This is a genomic window from Caballeronia sp. S22 (genome assembly GCF_964261745.1).
Lineage (GTDB): Bacteria > Pseudomonadota > Gammaproteobacteria > Burkholderiales > Burkholderiaceae > Caballeronia > Caballeronia jiangsuensis.
Genome location: NZ_OZ180035.1, coordinates 562,131 through 586,596 on the forward strand (window position 1 = coordinate 562,131; position 24,466 = coordinate 586,596).

22 protein-coding genes and 1 tRNA gene are annotated in these 24,466 nt (G+C 62.6%); 13 read left to right on the forward strand and 10 right to left on the reverse strand.

Going from position 1 to position 24,466, the window contains the following annotated elements; genetic code table 11:
* The first annotated feature begins 24 nt into the window (after nt 1-24).
* The 5 genes from ACEN42_RS02710 to lpxC all read left to right on the forward strand — a co-directional run bounded on the left by ACEN42_RS02710 (nt 25) and on the right by lpxC (nt 5,328).
* Nucleotides 25-777: a cell division protein FtsQ/DivIB gene (locus ACEN42_RS02710; protein WP_371880567.1), complete on the forward strand. Its 753-nt coding sequence runs from the start codon at nt 25-27 to the stop codon at nt 775-777.
* A gap of 26 nt (nt 778-803) precedes the next feature.
* A complete protein-coding gene (gene ftsA / locus ACEN42_RS02715) occupies nt 804-2,036 on the forward strand; it encodes a cell division protein FtsA (protein WP_008342980.1) in 1,233 nt (410 codons plus the stop codon).
* Nucleotides 2,037-2,146: 110 nt separating this feature from the next.
* Nucleotides 2,147-3,355, forward strand: a complete 1,209-nt coding sequence (ftsZ, locus tag ACEN42_RS02720; protein WP_035510206.1) for a cell division protein FtsZ — start codon at nt 2,147-2,149, stop codon at nt 3,353-3,355.
* Nucleotides 3,356-3,643: 288 nt separating this feature from the next.
* A complete protein-coding gene (locus ACEN42_RS02725; RefSeq protein WP_035510237.1) occupies nt 3,644-4,147 on the forward strand; it encodes a peroxiredoxin in 504 nt (167 codons plus the stop codon).
* A 263-nt stretch (nt 4,148-4,410) separates the two neighbouring features.
* The gene (gene lpxC / locus ACEN42_RS02730) at nt 4,411-5,328 is read left to right on the forward strand and encodes a UDP-3-O-acyl-N-acetylglucosamine deacetylase (protein WP_187606099.1); all 918 of its coding nucleotides are present in this window, start codon (nt 4,411-4,413) and stop codon (nt 5,326-5,328) included.
* A 50-nt stretch (nt 5,329-5,378) separates the two neighbouring features.
* On the opposite strand, the gene ACEN42_RS02735 is transcribed toward lpxC, so the two are convergent.
* Complete coding sequence (locus ACEN42_RS02735) at nt 5,379-5,864, reverse strand: DUF721 domain-containing protein (RefSeq protein ID WP_238212831.1); 486 nt, start codon at nt 5,862-5,864, stop codon at nt 5,379-5,381.
* A 1,239-nt stretch (nt 5,865-7,103) separates the two neighbouring features.
* On the opposite strand from ACEN42_RS02735, the gene ltrA reads away from it, so the two are divergent.
* From ltrA to ACEN42_RS02760, 5 genes are all read left to right on the forward strand, one after another.
* On the forward strand, nt 7,104-8,804 hold the full coding sequence (gene ltrA, locus ACEN42_RS02740) for a group II intron reverse transcriptase/maturase (RefSeq protein ID WP_371880568.1): 1,701 nt from the start codon (nt 7,104-7,106) through the stop codon (nt 8,802-8,804).
* 194 nt (nt 8,805-8,998) lie between these two features.
* Nucleotides 8,999-11,812, forward strand: a complete 2,814-nt coding sequence (secA, locus tag ACEN42_RS02745; RefSeq protein WP_187606097.1) for a preprotein translocase subunit SecA — start codon at nt 8,999-9,001, stop codon at nt 11,810-11,812.
* A 160-nt stretch (nt 11,813-11,972) separates the two neighbouring features.
* On the forward strand, nt 11,973-13,214 hold the full coding sequence (gene argJ, locus ACEN42_RS02750) for a bifunctional glutamate N-acetyltransferase/amino-acid acetyltransferase ArgJ (protein ID WP_371880569.1): 1,242 nt from the start codon (nt 11,973-11,975) through the stop codon (nt 13,212-13,214).
* Nucleotides 13,215-13,237: 23 nt separating this feature from the next.
* Nucleotides 13,238-14,101: an ATP-binding protein gene (locus ACEN42_RS02755; protein WP_371880570.1), complete on the forward strand. Its 864-nt coding sequence runs from the start codon at nt 13,238-13,240 to the stop codon at nt 14,099-14,101.
* Nucleotides 14,098-14,529, forward strand: a complete 432-nt coding sequence (locus ACEN42_RS02760; RefSeq protein ID WP_371880571.1) for an NUDIX domain-containing protein — start codon at nt 14,098-14,100, stop codon at nt 14,527-14,529. Before ACEN42_RS02755 ends, ACEN42_RS02760 begins: the two co-directional genes overlap by 4 nt.
* A 13-nt stretch (nt 14,530-14,542) precedes the next feature.
* Here the strand turns inward: ACEN42_RS02760 and yacG are convergent, their stop codons facing one another.
* The 9 genes from yacG to ACEN42_RS02805 all read right to left on the reverse strand — a co-directional run bounded on the left by yacG (nt 14,543) and on the right by ACEN42_RS02805 (nt 22,332).
* Entirely contained in the window at nt 14,543-14,734 is a 192-nt protein-coding gene (gene yacG, locus ACEN42_RS02765; protein WP_187606093.1) for a DNA gyrase inhibitor YacG, read from the reverse strand.
* Between the two features lie 70 nt (nt 14,735-14,804).
* On the reverse strand, nt 14,805-15,560 hold the full coding sequence (gene zapD, locus ACEN42_RS02770) for a cell division protein ZapD (protein WP_035510226.1): 756 nt from the start codon (nt 15,558-15,560) through the stop codon (nt 14,805-14,807).
* Between the two features lie 170 nt (nt 15,561-15,730).
* On the reverse strand, nt 15,731-16,336 hold the full coding sequence (gene coaE, locus ACEN42_RS02775) for a dephospho-CoA kinase (RefSeq protein ID WP_371880572.1): 606 nt from the start codon (nt 16,334-16,336) through the stop codon (nt 15,731-15,733).
* Nucleotides 16,337-16,352: 16 nt separating this feature from the next.
* Nucleotides 16,353-17,264, reverse strand: coding sequence for an A24 family peptidase (locus ACEN42_RS02780; RefSeq protein WP_371880573.1), 912 nt, complete (start codon nt 17,262-17,264; stop codon nt 16,353-16,355).
* A 31-nt stretch (nt 17,265-17,295) separates the two neighbouring features.
* The gene (locus ACEN42_RS02785) at nt 17,296-18,501 is read right to left on the reverse strand and encodes a type II secretion system F family protein (protein ID WP_371880574.1); all 1,206 of its coding nucleotides are present in this window, start codon (nt 18,499-18,501) and stop codon (nt 17,296-17,298) included.
* Complete coding sequence (locus tag ACEN42_RS02790; protein ID WP_371880575.1) at nt 18,498-19,715, reverse strand: GspE/PulE family protein; 1,218 nt, start codon at nt 19,713-19,715, stop codon at nt 18,498-18,500. Before ACEN42_RS02790 ends, ACEN42_RS02785 begins: the two co-directional genes overlap by 4 nt.
* A 74-nt stretch (nt 19,716-19,789) precedes the next feature.
* Nucleotides 19,790-21,079, reverse strand: a complete 1,290-nt coding sequence (locus tag ACEN42_RS02795; RefSeq protein ID WP_035511302.1) for an HlyC/CorC family transporter — start codon at nt 21,077-21,079, stop codon at nt 19,790-19,792.
* 143 nt (nt 21,080-21,222) lie between these two features.
* Nucleotides 21,223-21,299, reverse strand: a tRNA-Pro gene (locus tag ACEN42_RS02800).
* Nucleotides 21,300-21,339: 40 nt separating this feature from the next.
* Nucleotides 21,340-22,332 (reverse strand): polyprenyl synthetase family protein, encoded by a 993-nt coding sequence (locus ACEN42_RS02805; RefSeq protein WP_238212815.1) that lies wholly within the window; start codon nt 22,330-22,332, stop codon nt 21,340-21,342.
* 256 nt (nt 22,333-22,588) lie between these two features.
* On the opposite strand from ACEN42_RS02805, the gene rplU reads away from it, so the two are divergent.
* The 3 genes from rplU (at nt 22,589) to cgtA (ending at nt 24,455) form a co-directional block, all read left to right on the forward strand.
* The gene (rplU, locus tag ACEN42_RS02810) at nt 22,589-22,900 is read left to right on the forward strand and encodes a 50S ribosomal protein L21 (RefSeq protein ID WP_035511298.1); all 312 of its coding nucleotides are present in this window, start codon (nt 22,589-22,591) and stop codon (nt 22,898-22,900) included.
* Between the two features lie 43 nt (nt 22,901-22,943).
* Nucleotides 22,944-23,204, forward strand: a complete 261-nt coding sequence (rpmA, locus tag ACEN42_RS02815) for a 50S ribosomal protein L27 (RefSeq protein ID WP_008342952.1) — start codon at nt 22,944-22,946, stop codon at nt 23,202-23,204.
* 165 nt (nt 23,205-23,369) lie between these two features.
* Nucleotides 23,370-24,455, forward strand: coding sequence for an Obg family GTPase CgtA (cgtA, locus tag ACEN42_RS02820; protein ID WP_035511296.1), 1,086 nt, complete (start codon nt 23,370-23,372; stop codon nt 24,453-24,455).
* Nucleotides 24,456-24,466: the final 11 nt, after the last annotated feature.

Below are 24,466 nucleotides of genomic sequence, written 5' to 3' on the forward strand. Positions count from 1 at the left end.
CACAGGACACGAAGAAGCGAAACCATGTGGAACAACGTTCGCCAACTCAACCTCGCCGCCAATGCGCTGCACGTCGTGCTCGTGCTGCTGCTTCTGGGCGCCGCGGGTTACTGGGCGATCCAGCGTCCCGAGTTTCGCCTGCGCGAAATTCAGATCGACGGAGACACCACGCACGTCAGTTCGCCGGTCGTGCGCGCGAGCGTGGTCGGTCATCTGAAGGGCAACTTCTTTACCGTCGATCTCGATGCGGCGCGCGCCGCGTTCGAGCAGGTGCCGTGGGTGCGCCACGCGAGCGTGCGGCGCGTGTGGCCGAACGCGCTCGCGGTGACGCTGGAGGAATACAAGCCGCTCGGCACGTGGGGCAACGATCAACTGGTGAGCGTCGAAGGCGATCTCTTCACGGCGAATCAGGGCGAACTCGACGACGATCTGCCGGCGTTCGACGGTCCCGAGGGCACGGCGAAGGAAGTGGTCGCGCGGTATCGCGATTTTCAGAAGTGGTTCGCGCCGCTGGACGCGAAGCCGGAGGAAGTGACGCTGTCGCCGCGTTTCGCGTGGACGGTCAAGCTCTCGAACGGCACGCAGATCGAACTCGGCCGCGAGCGCAATCCGGACACGCTGAATGACCGTTGCAAGCGTTTTGTCGCGTCGTGGACGTCCGTTACGGGACGATGGGGGAAAGACATCGAATATGCGGATTTGCGGTACCCGAACGGCTTCGCCATACGAGCCGCGAACATGCGCTTCATCAACGACACCGATAAGGCCAAGAAGTAAGCAGACATCACAGGCATGAGCACGCTATGAGCAAAGACTACAAAGACCTGCTGGTTTCCCTCGACATCGGAACGTCGAAGGTGGTCGCGATCGTCGCCGAACTGAAGGGCGAAGGCCACTACGAGGTGATCGGACTCGGTCAGAGCGACTCGAAGGGGTTGAAGAAGGGCGTCGTGGTCAACATCGAGGCCACGGTGCAGTCCATCCAGCGCGCGCTGGAGGAGGCCGAACTAATGGCCGATTGCAAGATCACGAACGTTTTCACCGGGATCGCGGGCAGCCATATCCGCAGCTTCAATTCGAGCGGCATGGTCGCGATCAAGGACAAGGAAGTCACGCAGGCGGACGTCGCGCGCGTGATCGAGACGGCCAAGGCGATCAACATCCCGACCGATCAGCAGGTGCTGCACATCCTGACGCAGGAATTCATCATCGACGGCCAGGAAGACGTGCGCGAGCCGATCGGCATGAGCGGCATCCGCCTCGAAGTGAAGGTGCACATCGTGACGGGCGCGGTGAGCGCGGCACAGAACATCGTGAAGTGCGTCCGCCGCTGCGGGCTCGAAGTGAACGACCTGATCCTGCAACCGCTGGCGTCGTCGCTCGCGGTGCTGACCGAGGACGAGAAGGAACTCGGCGTGGTGCTGGTCGATATCGGCGGCGGCACGACCGACATCGCCATCTTCAGCGAAGGCGCGATCCGTCATACGGCCGTGATTCCGATCGCCGGCGACCAGATCACGAGCGACGTCGCGATGGCGCTGCGCACGCCGACGCCCGACGCGGAAGACATCAAGGTGAGCTACGGCATCGCGAAGCAGGCGCTCGCCGATCCGGACGAAATGATCGAAGTGCCGGGCCTCGGCGAGCGCGGTCCGCGCACGCTGTCGCGCCAGGCGCTGGCGGCGGTCGTGGAGCCGCGCGTCGAAGAGCTGTTCTCGCTGGTGCAGCAGGTCGTGCGCGAGTCGGGCTACGAAGAGCTGCTGTCGAGCGGCGTCGTGCTGACCGGCGGCGCGGCGATGATGCCCGGCATGGTCGAGCTCGGCGAAGACATCTTCCTGAAGCCGGTGCGCATCGGCGTGCCGGAATACGCGGGCGGTCTCGCCGACGTGGTGCGCAATCCGCGCTACTCGACGGCGATGGGCTTGCTCGCCGAAGGACGCTCGCAACGCATGCGCGGCCGCAAGGTCGCAGTGCAAAACGGTTCGATGGGACAAGTCTTCTCGCGGATGAAGGACTGGTTCCTCGGAAACTTTTAAGCAACAGGCAATAAAAAGAATTACGCGCTGGTACCGGCGGCTGGCGCGCGACGAAAGGTTGCCCGATCTTTCATCGAATAACGCCGATCTTCATTCTTGACGGAGGCAACATGGATTTCGAAATGCTGGAAACGGAAACCAACGGAACGATCATCAAGGTCGTGGGCGTTGGTGGTGCTGGCGGCAACGCGGTTCAGCACATGATCAACCGTGGTGTGCAGGGCGTCGACTTCATCGTGATGAACACCGACGCTCAGGCGCTCGCGCGTTCCCGCGCGCCGGCAGTTCTGCAACTCGGCATGACTGGTCTCGGCGCAGGTGCGAAACCGGATAAGGGCAAGGAAGCCGCGGAAGACGCGCGCGAGCGTATCGCCGATGCACTGCGCGGCGCGCACATGGTGTTCATCACCGCGGGTATGGGCGGCGGCACGGGCACGGGCGCGGCGCCGGTGGTCGCGCAGATCGCCAAGGAAATGGGCATTCTGACCGTCGGCGTGGTGAGCAAGCCGTTCGAGTTCGAAGGTGGCCGCCGCATGCGCGTCGCGGAAGCCGGCTCGCAGCAACTGGAGGATCACGTCGACTCGCTGATCGTCGTGCTCAACGACAAGCTGTTCGAGGTGATGGGCGATGACGCCGAGATGGACAAGTGCTTCCAGTGCGCGGACGACGTGCTGAATAACGCAGTGGCCGGGATCGCGGAAATAATCAACGTCGATGGTCTCGTGAACGTCGACTTCGAAGACGTGAAAACGGTGATGGGCGAGCAGGGCAAGGCGATGATGGGCACGGCGACGGTCGCCGGCGTCGATCGCGCGCGTCTCGCCGCCGAGCAGGCTGTCGCAAGCCCGCTGCTGGAAGGCGTGGATCTGTCGGGCGCGCGTGGCGTGCTGGTGAACATCACGTCGAGCCGTTCGCTGCGTCTGTCGGAAACGCGTGAAGTGATGAACACCATCAAGAGCTACGCAGCCGATGACGCAACGGTGATCTTCGGCGCCGTGTACGACGACGCAATGGGCGATGCACTGCGCGTGACGGTGGTGGCAACTGGTCTGGGCCGCGCGGCCAAGAAGCAGCAGCAAGCGCCGATGACCCTGCTGCGCACGGGCACCGACAATCAGCCGATCGCGCACGGCCATCAGCCTTCGCACAACACGTACGGCGCGCAGCATGGGCAATCGACGACGGATTATGGTCAGCTCGACACCCCGGCCGTGTGGCGTTCGACGCGCGAAACCGCGGCATCGCACGTGCAGGCGCTGCAGGAAAAGGGCGTCGATACGTATGACATTCCGGCGTTCCTGCGCAAGCAAGCGGACTGAGCAGGCGCACGTTATTTGCTGCTGAGTGAGGTATGACGACGCGGCACACCGCGTGCACGCGCTGAACATGTCGTGCGGATGATGCAGGCTTCGCGTGGGGCGACTGTCCAAGGCCGCGTCCTGGATGCACAATGGACGCCGGGCCGTGGCCAGCCGACCCCCACGATTCTGCCCCTGACGTCGAGGAAGGCAGATTGAAGCCGAAATCGCCGCAATGATGTTCGGCACGGTTGCGGGACGATGCAATCGCGAGGATGTCCGCGAGCACTGATGAGGGAAGGACCGAGCATGATCAAAGTGGGTGATACGTTGCCCGACGTGCGTCTCTTCGAGTTCATCGAGGAGGCCACCGAGGGCTGCGCCGTGGGACCGAATGCGTTCCCGGTGCGCGAGCGGTGCGCCGGCAAGCGCGTGGTGATCTTCGGATTGCCGGGCGCGTTTACGCCGACATGCTCCGCCAGACACGTGCCTGGCTACGTCGAAGCCGCTGCGGATCTGTCCGCCGCGGGAATCGACGAAATCTGGTGCGTTTCCGTCAACGACGCGTTCGTCATGAGCGCGTGGGGACGCGATCTTCAAGCCTCGGGCAAGGTGAAGATGATCGCGGACGGCAGTGCGCGTTTCACTCAGGCACTCGGACTGGATCAGGATTTGTCCGAGCGTGGCATGGGAATTCGTTCCCAGCGCTACGCGATGGTGGTCGACGACGGCGTGGTCAAGACGTTGTCAGTCGAAGCGCCTGGCAAGTTCGAAGTCAGCGACGCTCAAAGCATCCTGGCGACGTTGCGCTGATTGCAGCGGCGCGGCGTTGCCTTTGCGCAACGCCTGAAGCGCCCTCGCATTGAGTTGCAGCTTGGGGCCGATGACCGGAAATGCCTCCATTCCGGGCATCGGCCCGATCTACTTCATAATCTGGCCGCCGCGACGTAACACAGGGAAACAGTTGATACCACCTGGATCAGGACGACGCGCGACGAATGGAGTATACTTCGAGCTATTAGAATTTAACGCACGATTGATTCTCTTTATAGGGAACATAAATCGGAAAGAACATCATGTTGAAGCAGCGAACAATCAAGACCGTCGTCAAAACCGTGGGGATCGGGCTCCACTCCGGTAGCAAGGTCAATCTGACTTTGCGCCCCGCACCCATTGGCACGGGCATCGTATTTTCGCGCGTCGACCTGCCCGAACCCGTCGACATTCCGGCGTCCGCAATGGCGATCGGAGATACGCGTCTCGCGTCCGTGCTGCAGAAGGACGGCGCGCGCGTGTCGACCATCGAGCACCTGATGTCGGCGTGCGCGGGTCTTGGCATCGACAACCTGTACGTAGATGTGACCGCCGAAGAAATTCCGATCATGGACGGCAGCGCGGCTTCGTTCGTGTTTCTGATCCAGTCGGCGGGCATCGAAGAGCAGAACGCACCGAAGCAGTTCATCAAGGTGACGAAGCCTGTCGAAGTGCGCGACGGCGACAAGTTCGCGCGTCTCGAACCGTACTTCGGTTTCAAGCTGAGCTTCACGATCGACTTCCGCCATCCGGCCGTCGACAAGACCGGTCAGGCGCTCGAAGTGGACTTCGCGACGACTTCCTACGTGCGTGAGATCGCACGCGCCCGCACGTTCGGCTTTGCGCACGAAGTCGAGATGATGCGCGAACTCGGACTCGCGCGCGGCGGCAGCATGGACAATGCGATCGTGCTGGACGAATACCGCATCCTGAACAATGACGGCCTGCGTTACGACGACGAGTTCGTGAAGCACAAGATGCTCGACGCGATCGGCGACCTTTACGTGGTCGGCCATCCGTTGCTGGCGTCGTACAAGGCGTACAAGGGCGGCCACGCGATGAACAACATGCTGCTGCGTGAATTGCTCGCGAACGAAGACGCGTATGAAATCGTCACGTTCGAGGACACGCAAAAGGCGCCGCGCGGTTTCGCATTCGATACGCAGACGGCATTTGCCTGATAAAACGCAATTATTCGGCAGTCAGAGATGAGCGGCAGCGAAACCGCCGCTCATTTTTTTTGCGCGCGCGCTTGATGACGCGAAGCCATTCGCGCGAGCGCTTCCTGCAGCGGCGACGGCTCGAGCGCTTCGGCCAGTTCCTGTAGCGCGGACGCGCCCGCTGGCGACATGCGCGCCTGCTTGGGCGGCACGGGCTCTTTCATCGATTGGGGACGCACGCGAATTTTCAGCGCGTTGACGGCCCAGCCGCGCTGCTGAAGATCCGAAAGCAGACGCGGCTCCAGATGCCGCAAACGCGCGGCCAGCGCGTTATGCGCCGCAAAGAGCGCGAGTACGCCGTCCTTGATGAATCCCGGTTCCACGTTCGACGCCAGATAATCCGGCAGGAGCGAGCTCAAGTCGCGCTGCAGCGCCGCCACCTGCTCGACCCCGGCACGCAGCGCGCGAAACGCATCGGTGCGATCGAGCACGTCGGCGACGGCTTGCGGCTTGCGTGGATCGAAACGCGACCTTGAATTTGTAGAAAAGCGGCTCATTTTTGCTTAGGCGGACGCCCGATGGAACGGCTCGATTGTACGCGAGGAGAGCCGCAGTGCCCGGTCGTTGGCCGTTTCGGGCGATGTTTGCCGAAAAGCTTTCACCCCGTTGACTGTCGCGCCGCGCCGACGCCCGCGCGGGCACGCCAACGCAAGGTCTGCCAAACTCGCGTGCTAAAATTCCCGATTCGGTGCGACACGCACACTCGTGTCCGGCCGCCCCACGACAAGGGGCATCGACCGTCGGAAATCAGTTGGGGTCGCGGTCCTGACTGCTCTGCTGACCATAGCGCTGGCACCTTGAGGCCGGTGATTTGTAGTGAAGCGATACTCAGAAGGGTAGTACTGGGTATCGCCATAGGCGATCTCCGGTGCTGCGCCTGCCGGGGAACGCACTGCATTAGCTCGGTTACCACCGAGTTCCGCCCTGTCAGCGGCTTCAACTCCGCTGACAAGCGGATTGTTGTTTGCAAGTCCCAAGCCACAAGCTCAGGGATTCGCTATCGGTACGAGTGACAAGCTCGTTGTGTCATTGTTCGACCCACGTCTGTGATACAGATGCGGCTAGTGAACCTGTTATACGGCTAACAGTAGCCTAGGAGAACATGCGTTGCTGGCAACGGCAGGGTATGAAGCTTCTCTGACAACGTAGCCTCCCGGAAGTCTCGGGCGCGCCGGTCCGCGAGGAAGGGCGTGGTACTCCTAGCAGCAACGGGGTACGGAGCTAGGCTGACTGATACGGTTAACGCAAGTGAACTGCTGATAAACCTCGTTAGAATTGTGGTGCCAAAGCTGCTGTTAGGCATTGACCAAAAGGTATGCGGCCGGTTGTCTCGCTCGAATCTCGAGACACGTCGTCGCTGGGCCGTCGGGGAATAGGCAGAACCTACGTCAGTCGTGTGACACAACGGGAACGTGGTAAGCCCGTATTGTTGCCGGGCGGTTGCTCGGCAGGCGAACCGTGAGGAACGCTGTTGATGGTGCGGGTATGGGAGGACGGAGAAAGCGAAAGCTGAGCTGTAATGGTTCGGATAGGAGTTGGAACATCACTCCACGCGAAAGCGGGCAGACTTCCGTCTGGTCTACCGTCGCAAGATGGCTGACTACCCTCTGAAGCTTGGTTAGATGCAGGTGCTTTGCGCCTGTCGTATGAGTTTTGTTGTTCCCCAGCGGGGTGTATCTGCCCCGCTGGGGGAGATGCGCCTTCTGCCGGGGTCTAACCCAAGGTAGGAGAGCAGCATGAGAGTATCTGGTCGGAAGACCGGGTCTGCGCTTTCCCACGTCCCTGACAATTGGCAAGCCGTAGATTGGCGGCTCGTTGAACGGAACGTGAGAGGGATGCAGATTCGAATTGCGAAGGCGACGCGGGAAGGTAACTGGCGCAGGGTGAAGGCCCTACAACGGATGCTGACTCGCACGTTGTCCGCGAAGCTGTATGCGGTGCGACGTGTTACGCAAAACCAAGGTGCGCGAACGGCAGGAGTCGATCGCGAACTGTGGGACTCGCCTGAGAGCCGATGGGAAGCTGTCGGCCAGTTGAAGCGACGCGGATACAAGGCTCTGCCATTACGGAGAGTCTTTATCCCCAAGGCCAATGGAAAGGAACGCCCATTGGGTATTCCGACCATGCGGGACAGGGCGATGCAAGCCCTGTATCTGCTGGCATTGGAGCCGGTGGCAGAGTCGCGGGGCGATCCGAACTCGTATGGGTTCCGGAAAAATCGTTCCACGGCCGATGCCATGGGTCAACTTCGTGTGTGCCTTGCTCGTGAGGCCTCGGCCTCTTGGGTACTTGAGGCGGACATTAAGGGCTGCTTTGACTGGATCAACCACGACTGGCTGATCGCCAATGTCCCTATGGACATCGGCGTCCTACGGAAGTGGTTGAAGGCTGGCCTGATTTACAAAGGACAGTTGCGGGCGACGGAGGCTGGTACGCCGCAGGGAGGAATTATCTCCCCGACATTGGCCAATATGACGCTGGACGGGCTGGAAGAAGGCCTGACAATGCACCTCCGTGCAAAGTTGGGCAAGGCGAAGGCTCGAACGCTGAAGGTAAATGTGGTGCGATACGCGGACGATTTTGTGATCACGGGTAACTCCCGTGAGTTGCTAGCACAAGCCGTCCTTCCTTGGGTCGAGGCATTCCTCGCTGAGCGGGGGCTGCAACTGTCCGAGGAGAAAACGCGTATTACGCACATTGACGACGGGTTCGACTTCCTAGGGTGGAATTTTCGGAAGTACAACGGAAAGTTCTTCCCGAAACCGTGCCGGAAGAACGTGCAAGCGTTCTATCGCAAGGTTGCGGAGACGATCAGCGGCAATAAAGCGGTTACGCAAGCGGACCTAATCCGGTTGCTGAACCCGATGTTGCGGGGATGGGCACAGTATCATCGGTCCGTCTCGGCTAAGAAGGCGTACAGCCGCACGGAGCATCTGGTTTTTCGGAAGCTCTGGTGGTGGTCCCGCAGGCGACATCCACGCAAGAGTGCTGGTTGGGTGCGAAGGAAGTACTTCCACACCTCTGGCTCTCGACAGTGGGTTTTTGCTTGCCGTTCGCTGTCTGACGATGGAACGTGGGAGTTGAGTGAGTTGTTTTCACTGAGCGCGATGAGCATCAAATACCACACGAAGATCCAGGGGGACTACAACCCCTTCGATCCGAAGTGGGAGGCATATGGCGAGCATCTGCGACAGACGCGCATGTGGGAATCAATGCGCTATCGTAAGCAGTGGGCGAAGCTGTATATGTCGCAGGGCGGGTTGTGTGCGCACTGCGGTGGCGGCCTGACGGACGAAACGGGTTGGCACGAACATCATCTGCAGTACCGGATGCATGGGGGTTCCGACGCGCTGTCCAACCGGGTTCTGCTACATCCCTTCTGTCATCAGCGAGTGCATGCAGGAAACTTGGTAGTAACTAAGCCGGTTCTGACGTAAGTCAGAACTTTGTTTGTAGATTTGAGCCGTATGCGGGGAAACTCGCACGTACGGTTCTCGGGGGGCCCGATCTTCGCAAGAAGGTCGGGCTACCCGACAATTTCACCTTATGGACTTAAGTCGCCGAGGTTCTCCGAGCCCGGACGCAGCTTGCACATGCGCCCGTCCGAAGCCGCGACGCAGACACTGATCCGATGACGACCGGTTTCCTTCAGAAGATTTTTGGCAGCCGCAATCAGCGGCTGGTCAAGCAGTATCAAAAGACCGTTGTGGCGATCAATGCCCTTGAGCCGACCGTCGAGAAGTACTCGGACGACCAGCTGCGCGCCAAGACCGACGAGTTTCGCCAACGTGTCGCGGGCGGTGAATCGCTCGACGTGATCCTGCCCGAGGCGTTCGCCGTCTGCCGCGAAGCCAGCAAGCGCGTCCTGAAGATGCGCCACTTCGACGTCCAGCTCATTGGCGGCATGGTCCTGCACTACGGCAAGATCGCCGAAATGCGCACCGGCGAGGGCAAGACGCTCGTCGCGACGCTCGCCGCGTATCTGAACGCGCTGTCGGGCCGTGGCGTGCACGTCGTGACGGTGAACGACTACCTCGCCCAGCGCGACGCCGAATGGATGGCGCGTCTCTACAACTTCCTCGGGCTCTCGTGCGGCGTGAATCTGTCGCAGATGGAGCACTCGCAGAAACAGGAAGCGTACGCGGCGGACATCACCTACGGCACGAACAACGAGTTCGGCTTCGACTATCTGCGCGACAACATGGTCTACGAGACCACCGCGCGCGTGCAGCGGCCGCTCAATTTCGCGATCGTCGATGAAGTGGACTCGATTCTTATCGACGAGGCGCGTACGCCGCTCATCATTTCTGGTCAGGCCGAAGATCACACCGACCTCTACGTGCGCATGAACGCGCTGCCGCCGCTGCTCGAACAGCAGATCGGCGAGGAAAAGGCGGACGGCACGGGCGTCGAGAAGCCGGGCGACTACACGCTCGACGAAAAGGCGCGCCAGGTGTTCCTGACTGAATCGGGCCACGAGAAAGCCGAGCGGCTGCTCGCCGAGTGGGGCCTGATCGGCGAAGGCGAGAGCCTCTACGCGCCGCAGAACATTACGCTGATGCACCACATCTATGCCGCGTTGCGCGCGCATACGCTCTTCCTGCGCGATCAGCACTACGTGGTGCAGAACGGCGAAGTTGTGATCGTCGATGAATTCACGGGCCGCATGATGAACGGCCGGCGCTGGTCGGACGGTCTGCACCAGGCCGTCGAGGCGAAGGAACACGTCCAGATTCAGGCGGAGAACCAGACGCTCGCGTCCATCACGCTGCAGAACTACTTCCGCATGTACGCGAAGCTGTCCGGCATGACCGGCACCGCGGACACGGAAGCGTATGAATTCAACGAGATCTACGGCCTCGAAACGGTCGTGATCCCGACCAACCGTCCGCCGAAGCGCGTCGACAAGCAGGACCAGATCTACAAGACGTCGAAGGAACGCTACGACGCGGTGATTCGCGACATCCGCGATTGCGTCGAGCGCGGTCAGCCGACGCTCGTCGGCACGACGTCGATCGAAGCGTCCGAGTTGCTGTCCGGCCTGCTCGGTCAGGCGGGCGTGAAGCACGAAGTGCTCAACGCGAAGCAGCACGCGCGCGAAGCGGCGATCGTCGCCGAAGCGGGCCGTCCGGGCGTCGTCACGATCGCGACGAACATGGCCGGCCGCGGTACGGACATCGTGCTCGGCGGCAACGTCGAGAAGCAGGCGTCGTTCATCGAGGCGGATCTGTCGATCCCCGAAGACGAGAAAGCCACGCGCATCCAGAAACTGCACGACGAATGGCAGACGCTGCACGATCACGTGAAGGCCGCGGGCGGTCTGCATATCATCGGCACCGAACGTCACGAGTCGCGCCGTATCGACAACCAGTTGCGCGGCCGCGCGGGCCGTCAGGGCGATCCGGGTTCGTCGCGCTTCTATCTGTCGCTGGATGATCCGCTCCTGCGCATTTTCGCGGGCGACCGCGTGCGCGCGATCATGGATCGCCTGAAGATGCCGGAAGGCGAGCCGATCGAAGCGGGCATGGTCACGCGTTCGATCGAAGGCGCGCAGCGCAAGGTCGAAGCGCGCAACTTCGATATCCGCAAGCAACTGCTCGAATACGACGACGTCGCCAACGATCAGCGGAAGGTGATCTACCAGCAGCGCAACGAACTGCTCGAAGCGAACGACGTGCAGGAAACCATCGCCGCGATGCGCCAGAGCGTGATCGGCGACGTGGTGCGCACGTTCGTGCCGGCAGGCAGCATCGAAGAGCAGTGGGAAGCGCCGGAACTGGAAGAAGTGTTGCGCAACGACTGGTCGCTCGATCTCGCCGTGCAGGAGATGATCAACGAGTCGAACTCGATCGACGCCGAAGAGATCTGCGAAGCCGTGCTCGCCGCCGCCGACGAAGCGTACGAAGCGAAGGTCACGCTCGTGGGTCGCGAGTCGTTCAGCGCGTTCGAACGCTCGATCATGCTGCAGACGCTCGACAGCCGCTGGCGCGAGCACCTCGCCGCGCTCGATCACCTGCGTCAGGGCATCCATCTGCGCGGCTATGCGCAGAAGAACCCGAAGCAGGAGTACAAGCGCGAGGCGTTCGAACTCTTCGCCGCGATGCTCGATGCCGTCAAGCAGGAAGTCACGCGCGTCGTGATGAACGTGCAGATTCAGTCGCCCGAACAACTCGAGGAGGCCGCCGAGCAGTACGAAGAGAAGGGCAGCCACCTCGAGAACGTGTCGTTCACGCACGCGGACTTCAACGCGCCGGCCGCCGAACCGACGCCCGCCACCGCCGCGGCGAGCGCCACGGCACAGATGGTCAGTCAGGCGATGGCCGCCGGCGACGATATCAGCGTCGCGACGCGCCCCTCGGACGACGTGCCGAAGGTCGGCCGCAACGATCCGTGCCCGTGCGGCAGCGGCAAGAAGTACAAAAACTGTCACGGCAAGCTGGCTTAATCGGCTAGTGACAGATGAACAGGCGACGCAGCGATGCGTCGTTTGTCTTTGCAGGTCTCAACTCTTCACGGCGCCGGTCTCGCTCAGCGAAAGCGGCGTCAGTCTTTCAAAGCGTGCCGGTCCGAAAACCGGCACTCGCCACCTTCAGCGAGACGCGAACATGGCCGTCAACTTCCCTTCGATCGATCCCGCAGCGCTTCATCCCGTCGCCGGCGTCACGCTTGGCTGGGCCGAGGCGAATATCCGCAAGCCCAATCGCAAGGACCTTCTCGTCATTCGCGTCGATGAAGGCGCGAGCGTCGCGGGCGTGTTCACGCAGAATCGCTTCTGCGCCGCGCCCGTCACCGTGTGCCGCGAGCATCTCGCGGCTGTGGGCAAGGGCGGCAAGGGCATTCGCGCGCTCGTCGTGAACACCGGCAACGCGAACGCCGGCACGGGCGAGCCGGGCATGGCGCACGCGCGCGAGACGTGCGCGGAGCTCGCGCGCCTCGAAGGTCTCGATGCGCAACAGATCCTGCCGTTCTCGACGGGCGTGATTCTCGAGCCGCTGCCGATCGATCGTCTGAAGGCCGGCCTGCCCGCCGCGCTCGCGAATCAGCAGGCCGCGCACTGGTTCGACGCAGCGCAAGCCATCATGACGACGGACACGCTGCCGAAGGCGTCGTCGCGTCAGGTGACGATCGATGGTCACGTCGTCACGCTGTCGGGCATCAGCAAGGGCGCGGGCATGATCAAGCCGAACATGGCGACGATGCTCGGCTTCCTCGCTTTCGATGCCAAGGTCGCGCAGCCGGTGCTGGACCAGCTCGTGAAGCATGTCGCGGACCGCTCGTTCAACTGCATCACGATCGACGGCGATACGTCCACTAACGATTCGTTCATCCTGATCGCGTCGGGCAAATCGAGCCTGCCCGCGATCACGTCGACGGATTCGCCCGCGTACGCGGCACTGCGCGACGCGGTGACCGAAGTGGCGCAGGAACTCGCGCAGCTTATCGTGCGCGACGGCGAGGGCGCGACCAAGTTCATGACGATTACGGTCGAAGGCGGCAAGGACGCGGCGGAATGCCGCCAGATCGCGTACGCGATCGGCCATTCGCCGCTCGTGAAGACGGCGTTCTACGCATCCGATCCGAACCTCGGCCGCATTCTCGCGGCGATCGGCTATGCGGGCGTGACGGATCTCGACGTCGGCAAGATCGATCTTTATCTCGATGACGTGCTCGTCGCGAAGGCGGGCGGACGCAATCCCGAGTACAAGGAAGAAGACGGCCAGCGTGTGATGAAGAAAAGCGAAATCGCGATCCGCGTGCTGCTCGGACGCGGCAACGCGAACGCGACGATCTGGACCTGCGATCTCTCGCACGACTACGTGAGCATCAACGCCGACTATCGCTCGTAAAAGCGGCGCGCATCGATACGACCATGGACAAGCTCGAACAATTTCTCACGCGCGCCGAGGCAGTGCTCGCGCGCATCGAAGGCATGTTGCCGCCGGCGGCGCCCGATATCGACTGGGAATCCGCGGTGGCGTTTCGCTGGCGCAAGCGTCAGGGGCGCGGTTTCCTGCAACCCGTGCCTGCGATCTCGACAATCTCGCTCGACGACCTTCGGAACATCGACCGTCAGAAAGGCCTGATACAGCAGAACACGCAGCAGTTCGTGAACAAGCTGCCCGCAAACAATGTTTTGCTGACGGGCGCGCGCGGCACGGGCAAGTCGTCGCTGATCAAGGCGTGTCTGAACGCTTATTCGAAGGACGGTCTGCGTCTCATCGAAGTCGACAAGGACGATCTGCACGATCTCGGCGATATCGTCGATCTGATTTCGACGCGGCCCGAGCGCTTCCTCGTGTTCTGCGACGACCTTTCCTTCGAGGAAGGCGAGTCGGGCTACAAGGCGCTGAAGGTTGCGCTCGATGGTTCGGTCGCGGCGCAATCGGACAACGTGCTGATCTACGCGACGTCGAACCGCCGTCATTTGTTGCCTGAGTACATGAGCGACAACGAGACGTACAAGCACACGTCCGATGGCGAGATTCACCCCGGCGAAGTGGTCGAGGAAAAGATCTCGCTGTCCGAGCGCTTCGGGTTGTGGGTCAGCTTCTATCCGTTCAAGCAGGACGACTATCTGTCGATCGTCGGGCACTGGCTGAAGCACTTCGGCTGCGATGAAGCGGAAGTCGAAAGCGCGCGCGGCGATGCGCTCGTGTGGGCGCTGGAACGCGGGTCGCGGTCCGGACGCGTCGCGTGGCAATTCGCGCGCGACTGGTCGGGACGCAAACAATGACCGAATCGCAGACCGACATCGCGCCCGATGGCCGCAAGGTGACGGAAGTGGCCGTCGGTGTGATGGTGCAGCACGACGGGCGCTATCTGCTCGCGCAGCGGCCCGCTGGCAAACCGTACGAAGGTTACTGGGAGTTTCCCGGCGGCAAGCTCGAGCCGGGCGAAAGCATCGAGGCGGCGCTCGGGCGCGAATTGCACGAAGAACTGGGTATCGACGTCACCGCGTGTCAGCTCTGGCGCACGATCGAACACGATTACCCGCACGCGTACGTGCGTCTCTTTTTCTGCAAGGTGACGGAATGGAAGGGCACGCCGCTCGGGCGTGAAGGTCAGGCGATTGCCTGGCAGACACTTCCTGTCGATGTCGCTCCGCTTCTGCCCGCGGCGATTCCGATCCTCGAATGGCTCGAAGAGGAAGAGCGCGAATAAGCGCGAGTGAAAGTCAGTTCAGGCCGCCGTGCGAATCGTCGTCCGGCGGCGTTTCCTGTGAATTACCCGAAATCTTGTACTTCTCGGCCGCCCACGCGCCGAGATCGATCTGCTTGCAGCGCTCGGAGCAGAACGGGCGAAAGCGGTTTTCCGGAACCCAGCGGACATCCTTGCCGCAGGTCGGGCATTTGACGACAGTGGTCATGACGGTAAGACGTGGCGAATCGCGCCGGCGTTGATCAACATCTGATCCATATTGGGCCGGCTGATTCTATTCAAAGGCTGCAAAGCGTCAGATGAAACGGGACGTCCACATCGACGGCGCGCGGCTTCAGATCGCCGTCCTGCACCGTGAAGCGTACCCACAGCATGTACTTGTTCGCGCTCGCTTCGGGAATCACGCGCGTGTCCGGTGATACGCGCACCTGCATCAGTTGATAGGTGCGGCCGGACAACATCTGCTGATAGCTGCCCTGCATGGCCATCACTTTCGATGCCTGACCTGATTCACGCGCGAGCCGCAACACGATGGCCGCCGCGTCGCGCAACGCGAGCATCGGCATGACCCATTTCGCGATGTCCTGACGCCGTTCTTCAACTGGCAATTGCTGCCAGGCGTAATACGACGGCAGATCGAACTTGCACGTTCCACCCGGAATGATCGTGCGGCTGCGGATGCTCGCGAGCCATTCGTTGTCGGCGAGATGCTGACCGGTCTTGCCGTGCATGTCGGTGAGGCCGCCGAGCGTCTGCTCGATTTCACCGAGCACGGCTTCGAGCGCTTCCTGTTCGATTCCTGGATTGCCACGGAACGGCGCGAGCGTCTGACGCTGCCGCTCCAGTTCCTTCATGAGGTCGGCCTTGAGATCCGTGCGGCCTGCGACTTCGGCGATCTCAAAGAGCGTCGTGAGCGCGACGTGGTGTTCTCGCGCGTCTTCCTGAGTCAGAAAGAACGTGAAGCGCTCGAACAGGTCTTCGAGGCGCAACAGCGTCCGGATTCGCTCGTTGAAGGGATACTCGTAAAGGATCAAGCGCGCTCGCCTCGGCGTGGGTCGGTTGCTTCCATGAGCGGAAGTGAGCACATTCTAATGCCGCATCCTCACCCTAGCAAATCGCGGCATAATCGCTCGCCAAACTGCTTGTTTCGGCGCAAATCAGGGAACTTTCCGACGATTTCGCCAACTCAGGCGATCAAGCCTTTTCATGCGGATGACAGCGACAGATAACGGGCGTGCAACGCGTCGACTTGCTGCGCGAGGGCGTCGTGCGTGGCGGTTTCGTCGTTAATGACGATATCGTCCGCTGCCGCGAGCCGCGCTTCGCGGGACGCCTGCTTCGCGATGATCGCCAGCACCTGTTCGCGCGTGAAGCCATTGCGCCGCATGACGCGTGCGATCTGCGTTTCGACAGGACAGTCCACCACGAGTACGCGTGACACGCGCGCGGCCCATTCGCCCGATTCCACCAGCAGCGGCACGGCCACGATGTGATACGCGCCTTGCGCCGCAAGCCGCTGGCGCTCCGTTTCGGCGCTAATCAACGGATGCACGATGCGTTCGAGGCGCGCTTTCGCGGTGTCGTCGGCGAAGACGAGCGCGCGCATCTTCGCGCGATCGAGCGAGCCGTCCGCTGCGGTGAAATCGTCGCCGAATTCGCTTGCGATGAGCGGCATCGCGACGCCGCCCGGCGCAGTGATCCGGTGCGCGATCAGGTCCGTGTCGATCAGCGGCACGCCGCGCGCCGCGAACAGATCCGCGACCGTGCTTTTGCCGCTGCCGATGCCGCCGGTGAGACCAATGCTGAACATCCGTTGCTCCCTTCGATCATCCCAACAAAGAATAGAGCGGAGTGCCGACGAAGAGCGTGATCGCGCCGCCCGCCGCGAGAAACGGCCCGAACGGCAACGGCTCCTCGAAACGCATGCGCTTGCGCCACGTCGCTACGATGCCGAACGCCGCGCCCGCGACGGCCGCGATCAGGACCACTTGCGCGAGCGATGACCAGCCGAGCCACGCGCCGATCGCGGCGAGCAATTTGAAGTCGCCGTAGCCCATGCCTTCCACGCCGCGCACGAGCTTGAAGAGCCAGTACACGCACCAGAGAAAGAGGTAGCCGACGATCGCGCCTGTCACGGCGTCGTGCAGCGTCGCGAATCCGCCTTCGCCGAAATTCACGATCAGCCCCGCCCACAGCAGCGGCAGCGTCAGCACATCGGGAAGATAGCGCGTGTCGTAGTCGATGAGACCGGCAGTCAGCAAGGTCGCGCACAGTCCGAACGCCGCCAGCGCGGGCCAGGTGGGACCGTAGGCGTACAGCGAGAGCGCCGCGAGCGCACCGCTCGCGAGTTCCACCAGCGGATAGCGCGGGCTCACGCGCGCGCCGCACGCCGAACATCGCCCGCGCAACGCGAGATAACTGATTACGGGAATGTTTTCCCACGCGCGCAGCACATGCTTGCAATGCGGACACGCGCTGCGCGGCACGGCGAGATTGAAGCGTTCCGGGTACGGATCGGCGGAAGGTTTCGACGCTTCGGGCATGGCCGAATCGACTTCCGCGCGCCACGCGCGTTCGAGCATGACAGGCAGGCGATGCACGACGACGCTGAGAAAACTGCCGATCACCAGACCGAACACGACGGCGAACCCGTACTGCACGGCGACAGGAAGCGCGGCGAACGCCGCCAGATAGCGGCTCGCGAAATGCGCGGCGGACGGATCGAACGAAGGCTGCATGATGGACGAACGGTTGCTTTGGCCCGCGATGCTACACCACGTTGCCGAGCTGAATGATAGGAAGATACATCGCGATGACGAGGCCGCCCACGAGCGCGCCCAGCACCGCGATGACGATCGGCTCGCAGAGGCTCGCGAACACGCCGATGCGCTCGTCCACCTGGCGATCGGCCAGTGTGGCGAGATCGAGGAGCATCGCATCGAGCGAGCCCGATTCTTCGGCGACCGCGATCGGCTGCACGACGTCTTGCGGAAAGCAGCCGGCGGCGCGCATGGCGACCGCGAGGCGCTCGCCGTTGCGCAGGCGCGCGGCGATGTCGACCGTGGCGCGGTCGAAGACGCGATTGCCCGTCGCGTGCGTGAGCGAGTCGAAGGCATCCGACAGCGACGTGCCTGCCGAGAGCAGCGTGCCGAGCGCGCGGCTCCAGCGGGCGACAGCGAGGGAGCGCAGCAGCTTGCCTGCGAGCGGCATGCGCAACGCGGCGCGATCGGCGGACTCGCGGGCATCGGGTGATCGCTTCATCCAGCGCGACACGACGATCACCGCACACGCACACGCGATGACGAACGGCACGCCGGCATGCGCGACGCCGTCCGACAGCGCGAGCACGAAGCGCGTCGGCGCGGGCAGCGCGGCGCCGAAGCCATCGAAGATCGTCTTGAAGGTCGGCACGACGCCGATCAGCAAACCCGCGGTGATCGCGAGCGAAAGCAGCAGCACCATGACCGGATAGGTGAGGGCGGCGCGCAGTTGGGCACGTTGCGACGCCGCGCGCTCGCGATCGTCGGCGAGTCGCGCGAGCACGGCCGGCAGCGCGCCCGCCACTTCGCCGACCGAGACCAACTGGCAGTACAGCGCACCGAACGCCGCGGGATGCTGCGCGAGTGCGGCTGAAAACGACACGCCGCGCGTGATGTCGCGGGCGAGCGCGCGCACGATGCGCGGCAGTCCGCCGCCTGTCGCGCTGCCAGCCAGCAATTCGAGCGCGCCCGCGAGTGGCAGGCCCGCTCGCAGCAGCCCGGCGAGTTGCCGTGTGAAGACGGTTACATCGGCGGTCTTCGCTTTCGGCAACGGCGCGGCGCCGAGCGTTTCGAGTCCGGTGACGATTACGCCTTCCCGACGCAGCGAGGCGCGTGCCGAAAGCGCATCGGCGGCGATGATCTTTCCCTGCTTCGGCCGGCCTTCGGCGTCCATTCCGCGCCAGGCGAATCGCAATTCGAGCGCGTGACTCATCATTCGATCTCCGTTGCTTCGGCTGCCTCGGCGACGCTCGTCACGCCGTCGCGCACGCGGGCGAAGGCTGCATCGCGCAATGAGGGCATGCCACGCGCCTGCGCCGCTCGCGAGATTGCATGCGTTGCCGCGCGCGATACGATCAGTTCGCGTAGTTCATCGGATACCGGCATCACCTGATGCACGCCGACGCGCCCGCGATAACCGATGCCATGACACGCCGCACAGCCGCGCGCTTCGAATGGATGAAACCCGCCCGCGAGCGGCAACGCCGATGGCGCGCGGCAAATCTCGCACAGCTTGCGCACGAGCCGTTGCGCGGTTACGAGCCTCAGCGCGGACGCGAGGTTGTAGGGCGCCACGCCGATATCGATGAGCCGCGCGATCGCGGCCGGAGCGTCGTTGGTGTGCAAGGTCGAGAGCACGAGGTGTCCCGTCTGCGCCGCCCCCACCGCGACATCGGCGGTTTCAGCGTCGCGAATTTCGCCGACCATGATGACGTCCGGATCCTGTCGCATGAACGCGCGCAGCGCCACGGCGAACGTCAGCCCCGCTTTTTCGCGCACGCTCACCTGATTGATGCCCGCGAGCTGAATCTCGACGGGATCTTCGACGGAGCATACGTTGCGCGCTTCGGCATTGAGCATCTGAAGGAAGCAATAGAGCGAAAGAGTCTTGCCGCTGCCGGTCGGTCCGGTCACGAGGATGAGACCGTGCGGCGCGCGAATCGCCGATTCGACCGCGCCGCTTTGCACATCGTCGAGACCGAGCGCGGCGAGCGACAGATCGGGCGGCAACGCGTCGAGCCGCCGCAGCACGAGCTTTTCGCCGAAGAGCGTCGGCAGCGAATTGACGCGATAGTCGCCGATGCGCCCGCCCGGAAGTTTCAGACGCAGCCGGCCGTCCTGCGGCACGCGCCGCTCGGCGATGTCCATGCGCGCCAGCACCTTGATGCGCGTGAGGAACGCGTCGCGCAAGTGCGGCGGCGGACGCCCCAACACATGCAGCGCGCCATCGACGCGCAGCCGGATGCGCCAGTCGTGCTCCGATGGCTCGACGTGGATATCGGATGCGCCGCGCTCGGCGGCCTCGCGCAAGGTTTCGGCGAGCAGCGAGACGGCGGGCGTTTCTTGATCGGATGCGTTGTCGCGTGCGGATTCGGCCGCACGGGCCGGGCGTGCGAAGGTGTCGAAAGCGTCGCGGGAAGGGGCAGTCATGGGCGTCGGGACGTCGGGGTCGAGATGATCCGATCATCCCGCCCGCGATCGCTCGCGCCCAGTCGTCCGAATGGCTAACGCAGCGCGCGTTTCGGCGGCCCGAGCGGCTTGAAAATCTTGACGGTGCGGATCGCCTGATCGTCGCTGCGCATGACTTCGACGGTCACGTCCGCGATGCGTACCGACACGTCGCCGTCCGGAATATCTTCGAGCGTTTCGAGAATCAGACCGTTGAGCGTCTTCGGGCCGTCCGTCGGCAGCGTCAGATGCAGCCAGCGGTTCAGTTCGCGCAGCGGCATGCTGCCCGCGACGATGCACTCGCCATTCTCGTCCCAGCCGCCGCGCGAACCGGCGCCACGCGGAATCGTCGTCGTGAACTCGCCGATCAGTTCCTCGATGATGTCCTCGGGCGTGACGAGCCCTTGCAACTCGCCGTACTCGTCGACCACGATCGCGATGCGGTGGCCGCTTTCCTGGAAGTACTGCAGTTGCTGGAACACCGGCGTGCCGGCCGGCACGAAATAAGGCTCGGTGAGCAGTTCGCGCAGCGTATCGCGCTCGAGCTCCTGATTATGCAGCGCCGACAGCGTCTTGCGCACATGCAGGATGCCGAGCACCCGGTCGATATCGCCCTGAAAGACGACGAGCTTGTTGTGATAGCACGTCTCGAGCTGATGCAGGATCTGCTCGAAGGGCGCGTCGAAGTCGAGCGCTTCGATGCGCCGGCGCGGGATCATCACGTCGTCTACGGTGATGTTCTCCAGATCGAACAGATTGAGCAGGATGCTGCGGTGCTTGGTCGGCATGAAGCTGCCGGTTTCCAGCACGATGGTGCGCAGTTCTTCGGGCGAAATCCGCTGATCGCGCTTGTTTTTCGTGTTGATGTGGAGCGCGGCGAGAATCGCGTTGGCGAACAGATTGACGAACCAGATCAGCGGCCGCCCGATGCGCATGAGCGGCGCGAGCACGAGGCTCGCGGGCAGCGCCACTTTCTCGGGATACGTTGCGCCGACGATCTTCGGCGCGATTTCAGCGAACACGATGATCAGAAACGCGATGACGCCCGTCGTGATCGAGAGAACGAGATTGTTATGACCGAAGGTGCGCAGCGCGATCGATGTCGTGAGCACCGGGATGATCGTGTTGATCAGGTTGTTGCCGATCAGGATCACGGAGAGAAGCTGGTCAGTCTTTGCGAGCAGCCCTTGTGTCGTGCGCGCGCGTAGCGACCCCTGGCTCGCAAGATATTTCAAGCGATGACGATTGAGCGCCATCATCGACGTTTCGGAAATCGAGAAGAAGCCGGAAAGGAAGAGAAGCAGAAAAATGGCGCAAATTTGCGCCCATAAGGGAAGGTTGTCCACGCGGTGATCGAGTAGGGGCGGAGATGGGAGGCAATATATCAGACGGGGCAGGAAAGCCCGCTCTGGCCGTTCGGCAAGCGTACGCGGTTTCGCTGCCGGAAATAAAAAACCCGCATGGCGGACCATGCGGGTTTTTGCAATTCTGGTCGGGGTGAGAGGATTCGAACCTCCGGCCTCTACGTCCCGAACGTAGCGCTCTACCAGGCTAAGCTACACCCCGAATCCGACCAACTTGGACTCTTACGTTGTTTCAGTCTCGTTTAAGACTGCCTCGACGTCGAGTAAGAACATAATTCTAGCAGGCTCTCTTTATAGATGGAAGAGGGAAATAAAGAAATCGCGTTCGCCGCTGCCTCGGCTTCCTTTCGCGCGCGTTCCAGCGTGTGGTCGAGCGCGCCGGACGTGGTGATCGCGTCGAAGATCGTCTCGAAGCGATCCGTGCCGCCTTGTTCGATCGCCTCGCGCGCGAGCGCCGCCTGCTCCGGCGTGCCGTGCTCCATCAGATAGATGAGCGGCAAAGTGGGTTTGCCTTCGCGAAGGTCGTCGCCGGCGTTTTTTCCCATCGATTCGGGCGTGCCCGTGTAGTCGAGCCAGTCGTCCATGATCTGGAACGCCGTGCCGATGCGCCGGCCGAATTCCGCCGCCGCCGCCTCGGTACGCGCATCCGCGCCCGAGAGCACCGCGCCGAGCTGCGCGGCCGCTTCAAACAGCTTCGCCGTCTTGTAGCGGATCACTTGCATGTAGCGCGCTTCGTCGACGTCCGGATCGTGCATGTTGAGCAACTGCAGGACTTCGCCCTCGGAAATGATGTTGGTCGCGACGGAGAGAATTTCCATCACGCGCATCTTGCCGACGCTCACCATCATTTCGAACGAGCGCGAGTACAGGAAGTCGCCGACCAGCACGCTCGCCGCGTTGCCGAACAGCGCGTTCGCCGTCTTGCGGCCGCGGCGCAGATCGGATTCGTCGACGACGTCGTCGTGCAGCAGCGTCGCCGTATGGATGAACTCCACCACGGCGGCCAATTCGTGGCGATGTCCGGTCGTGTCGCCCAGCGCGCCGGAAACCAGGAGCAGCAGCGCCGGACGCAGCCGCTTGCCGCCCGCGCCGATGATGTACTCCGAAATCTGGTTGATCAGCATCACTTCTGATGCCAGGCGCTGCCGGATGACGCGATTGACGTGCTGCATGTCCTCGGCAATCGGGGCGAGCAGCGCGGCGGCGTTGGGGGAGGAAGTGGCGGTGGACGACATGATCGGCAGTAAAGGTAATCCGGCGGATTATAAGGCGAATCCGACAGACGACGGGACTCGGCTGTGTCGATTCGCGCGACGTCGGCGGAATTCGGACACGATTCGCTTCGTTTTCGCCGAGGTTGGGATCCGGATCGCGCGGCGCTTCCCGCGCGCGGGAGACGTCACAGGACTTTGACGTCGAGCGTAACCCTATGTATAATCGCGTGTTTTCCCCGCGTGGTGCGTGGAAAAAGAATTTTGAGTGAGGTTCTCAATGTACGCGGTCATAAAAACCGGCGGCAAGCAGTATAAGGTTGCCGTTGGCGAAAAATTGAAAGTAGAACAGATACCGGCAGACATTGACGCTGAAATCACGCTCGACCAGGTTCTCGCAGTAGGCGAAGGCGAATCGATTAAGTTCGGTACGCCGCTGGTGGGTGGGGCTTCCGTCAAGGCTACCGTCGTGTCGCAAGGTCGTCACAAGAAAGTGACCATCTTCAAGATGCGTCGCCGGAAGCACTATCAAAAGCACGCTGGCCATCGCCAGAACTACACCGAACTGCGCATCGACGCGATCAACGCCTAAGGCGTGATCGTTCCGCACAGATATCGGTTAAGGAGCTAATGAAATGGCACACAAAAAAGCAGGCGGGTCTTCCCGCAACGGCCGCGACTCCGAGTCGAAACGCCTCGGCGTGAAGGTGTACGGCGGCCAGGCAATCAACGCGGGCGGTATCATCGTTCGCCAGCGCGGCACGCGCATGCATCCGGGTGAGAATGTCGGCATCGGCAAGGATCACACGCTGTTCGCGCTCGCCGACGGTCACGTCAAGTTCGTGACCAAGGGCGCTGCGAAGAAGCACACGGTCGTCGTCGTCCCGGCAGCGTAAATTTTACGCACGGGCTTCAGGACCGAAAAAAGGCCCCGCGAAGTTCGCGGGGCCTTTTTCATTTGATGCACTGAAAAGAAGCGCATCGGGCGAATTCAAGGATATCGGTGACCGGCAACGTCAGGTCACGGCAAAATAGCTGCAATACACGGGACGGAGCAACGCATGAAGTTCATTGACGAAGCGAGGATCGAAGTCATCGCCGGCGACGGAGGAGATGGCAGCGCGTCGATGCGCCGCGAAAAGTTCGTCCCGTTCGGCGGGCCGGACGGCGGCGACGGCGGTCGCGGCGGCAGCGTCTACGCAGTCGCCGATCGCAATATCAATACGCTGATCGACTATCGGTTTTCCAAGAAGCATCAGGCGCGTAACGGCGAAAACGGCCGCGGCGCGGATTGCTACGGCAAGGGCGGCGACGACATTACGCTGCGCATGCCGGTCGGCACCATCATTTCGGATCAGGAAACGGGCGAAATCATCGCCGATTTGACCGAGCACAATCAGCAAGTGCTGATCGCGCAGGGCGGCGCGGGCGGCCTCGGCAACCTGCATTTCAAGTCGAGCACGAACCGCGCGCCGCGTCAGAAGACCGACGGCAAGCCGGGCGAGCGCCGCATGCTCAGGCTCGAGCTGAAAGTGCTCGCCGACGTCGGTCTGCTCGGCATGCCGAACGCGGGAAAATCCACGTTCATCTCGTCGGTGTCGAACGCGCGGCCGAAGATCGCGGATTATCCGTTCACGACGCTCGCGCCGAATCTCGGCGTGGTGCGCGTCGGTCCGAGCAAGAGCTTCGTGATCGCGGACATCCCCGGCCTGATCGAAGGCGCGGCGGAGGGCGCGGGGCTCGGGCATCGTTTCCTGCGTCACCTGCAGCGCACCGGCGTGCTGCTGCATCTCGTCGACATGGCGCCGTTCGATGAAAACGTCGATCCGGTCGCGGAAGCGAAGGCCATCGTCAACGAACTGCGCAAGTACGACGAGGCGCTCTACGAGAAGCCGCGCTGGCTCGTGCTGAACAAGCTCGACATGGTGCCGGAGGATGAGCGCGAAGCGCGCATCGCCGATTTCGTCGAGCGCTTCGAGTGGGACGGTCCGGTCTACGAGATTTCGGCGCTGACGGGCCAGGGCTGCGAGGCGCTCACGTACGCGATCTACGACTACATCTCGCAGCATTCGGACGCATCACGCGCGGCGGAAGCGGAAGATCTCGCCGCCGACGTGCGCTTCCGCGACGACGCAGCGAAGGAATAAAGCAACCACGA

Bases quoted from the DNA above. Each gene is read 5' to 3' on its own strand.
- ltrA (WP_371880568.1), top strand. From the start codon at position 7,104: ATGAGAGTATCTGGTCGGAAGACCGGGTCTGCGCTTTCCCACGTCCCT.
- ACEN42_RS02790 (WP_371880575.1), bottom strand. From the start codon at position 19,715: ATGACTGCCCCTTCCCGCGACGCTTTCGACACCTTCGCACGCCCGGCC.
- rplU (WP_035511298.1), top strand. From the start codon at position 22,589: ATGTACGCGGTCATAAAAACCGGCGGCAAGCAGTATAAGGTTGCCGTT.
- ACEN42_RS02710 (WP_371880567.1), top strand. From the start codon at position 25: ATGTGGAACAACGTTCGCCAACTCAACCTCGCCGCCAATGCGCTGCAC.
- ACEN42_RS02760 (WP_371880571.1), top strand. From the start codon at position 14,098: ATGACCGAATCGCAGACCGACATCGCGCCCGATGGCCGCAAGGTGACG.
- ACEN42_RS02755 (WP_371880570.1), top strand. From the start codon at position 13,238: ATGGACAAGCTCGAACAATTTCTCACGCGCGCCGAGGCAGTGCTCGCG.
- secA (WP_187606097.1), top strand. From the start codon at position 8,999: ATGACGACCGGTTTCCTTCAGAAGATTTTTGGCAGCCGCAATCAGCGG.
- cgtA (WP_035511296.1), top strand. From the start codon at position 23,370: ATGAAGTTCATTGACGAAGCGAGGATCGAAGTCATCGCCGGCGACGGA.
- coaE (WP_371880572.1), bottom strand. From the start codon at position 16,336: ATGTTCAGCATTGGTCTCACCGGCGGCATCGGCAGCGGCAAAAGCACG.
- ACEN42_RS02735 (WP_238212831.1), bottom strand. From the start codon at position 5,864: ATGAGCCGCTTTTCTACAAATTCAAGGTCGCGTTTCGATCCACGCAAG.
- rpmA (WP_008342952.1), top strand. From the start codon at position 22,944: ATGGCACACAAAAAAGCAGGCGGGTCTTCCCGCAACGGCCGCGACTCC.
- ftsZ (WP_035510206.1), top strand. From the start codon at position 2,147: ATGGATTTCGAAATGCTGGAAACGGAAACCAACGGAACGATCATCAAG.
- ftsA (WP_008342980.1), top strand. From the start codon at position 804: ATGAGCAAAGACTACAAAGACCTGCTGGTTTCCCTCGACATCGGAACG.
- ACEN42_RS02725 (WP_035510237.1), top strand. From the start codon at position 3,644: ATGATCAAAGTGGGTGATACGTTGCCCGACGTGCGTCTCTTCGAGTTC.
- ACEN42_RS02785 (WP_371880574.1), bottom strand. From the start codon at position 18,501: ATGATGAGTCACGCGCTCGAATTGCGATTCGCCTGGCGCGGAATGGAC.
- argJ (WP_371880569.1), top strand. From the start codon at position 11,973: ATGGCCGTCAACTTCCCTTCGATCGATCCCGCAGCGCTTCATCCCGTC.
- lpxC (WP_187606099.1), top strand. From the start codon at position 4,411: ATGTTGAAGCAGCGAACAATCAAGACCGTCGTCAAAACCGTGGGGATC.
- ACEN42_RS02780 (WP_371880573.1), bottom strand. From the start codon at position 17,264: ATGCAGCCTTCGTTCGATCCGTCCGCCGCGCATTTCGCGAGCCGCTAT.
- ACEN42_RS02805 (WP_238212815.1), bottom strand. From the start codon at position 22,332: ATGTCGTCCACCGCCACTTCCTCCCCCAACGCCGCCGCGCTGCTCGCC.
- yacG (WP_187606093.1), bottom strand. From the start codon at position 14,734: ATGACCACTGTCGTCAAATGCCCGACCTGCGGCAAGGATGTCCGCTGG.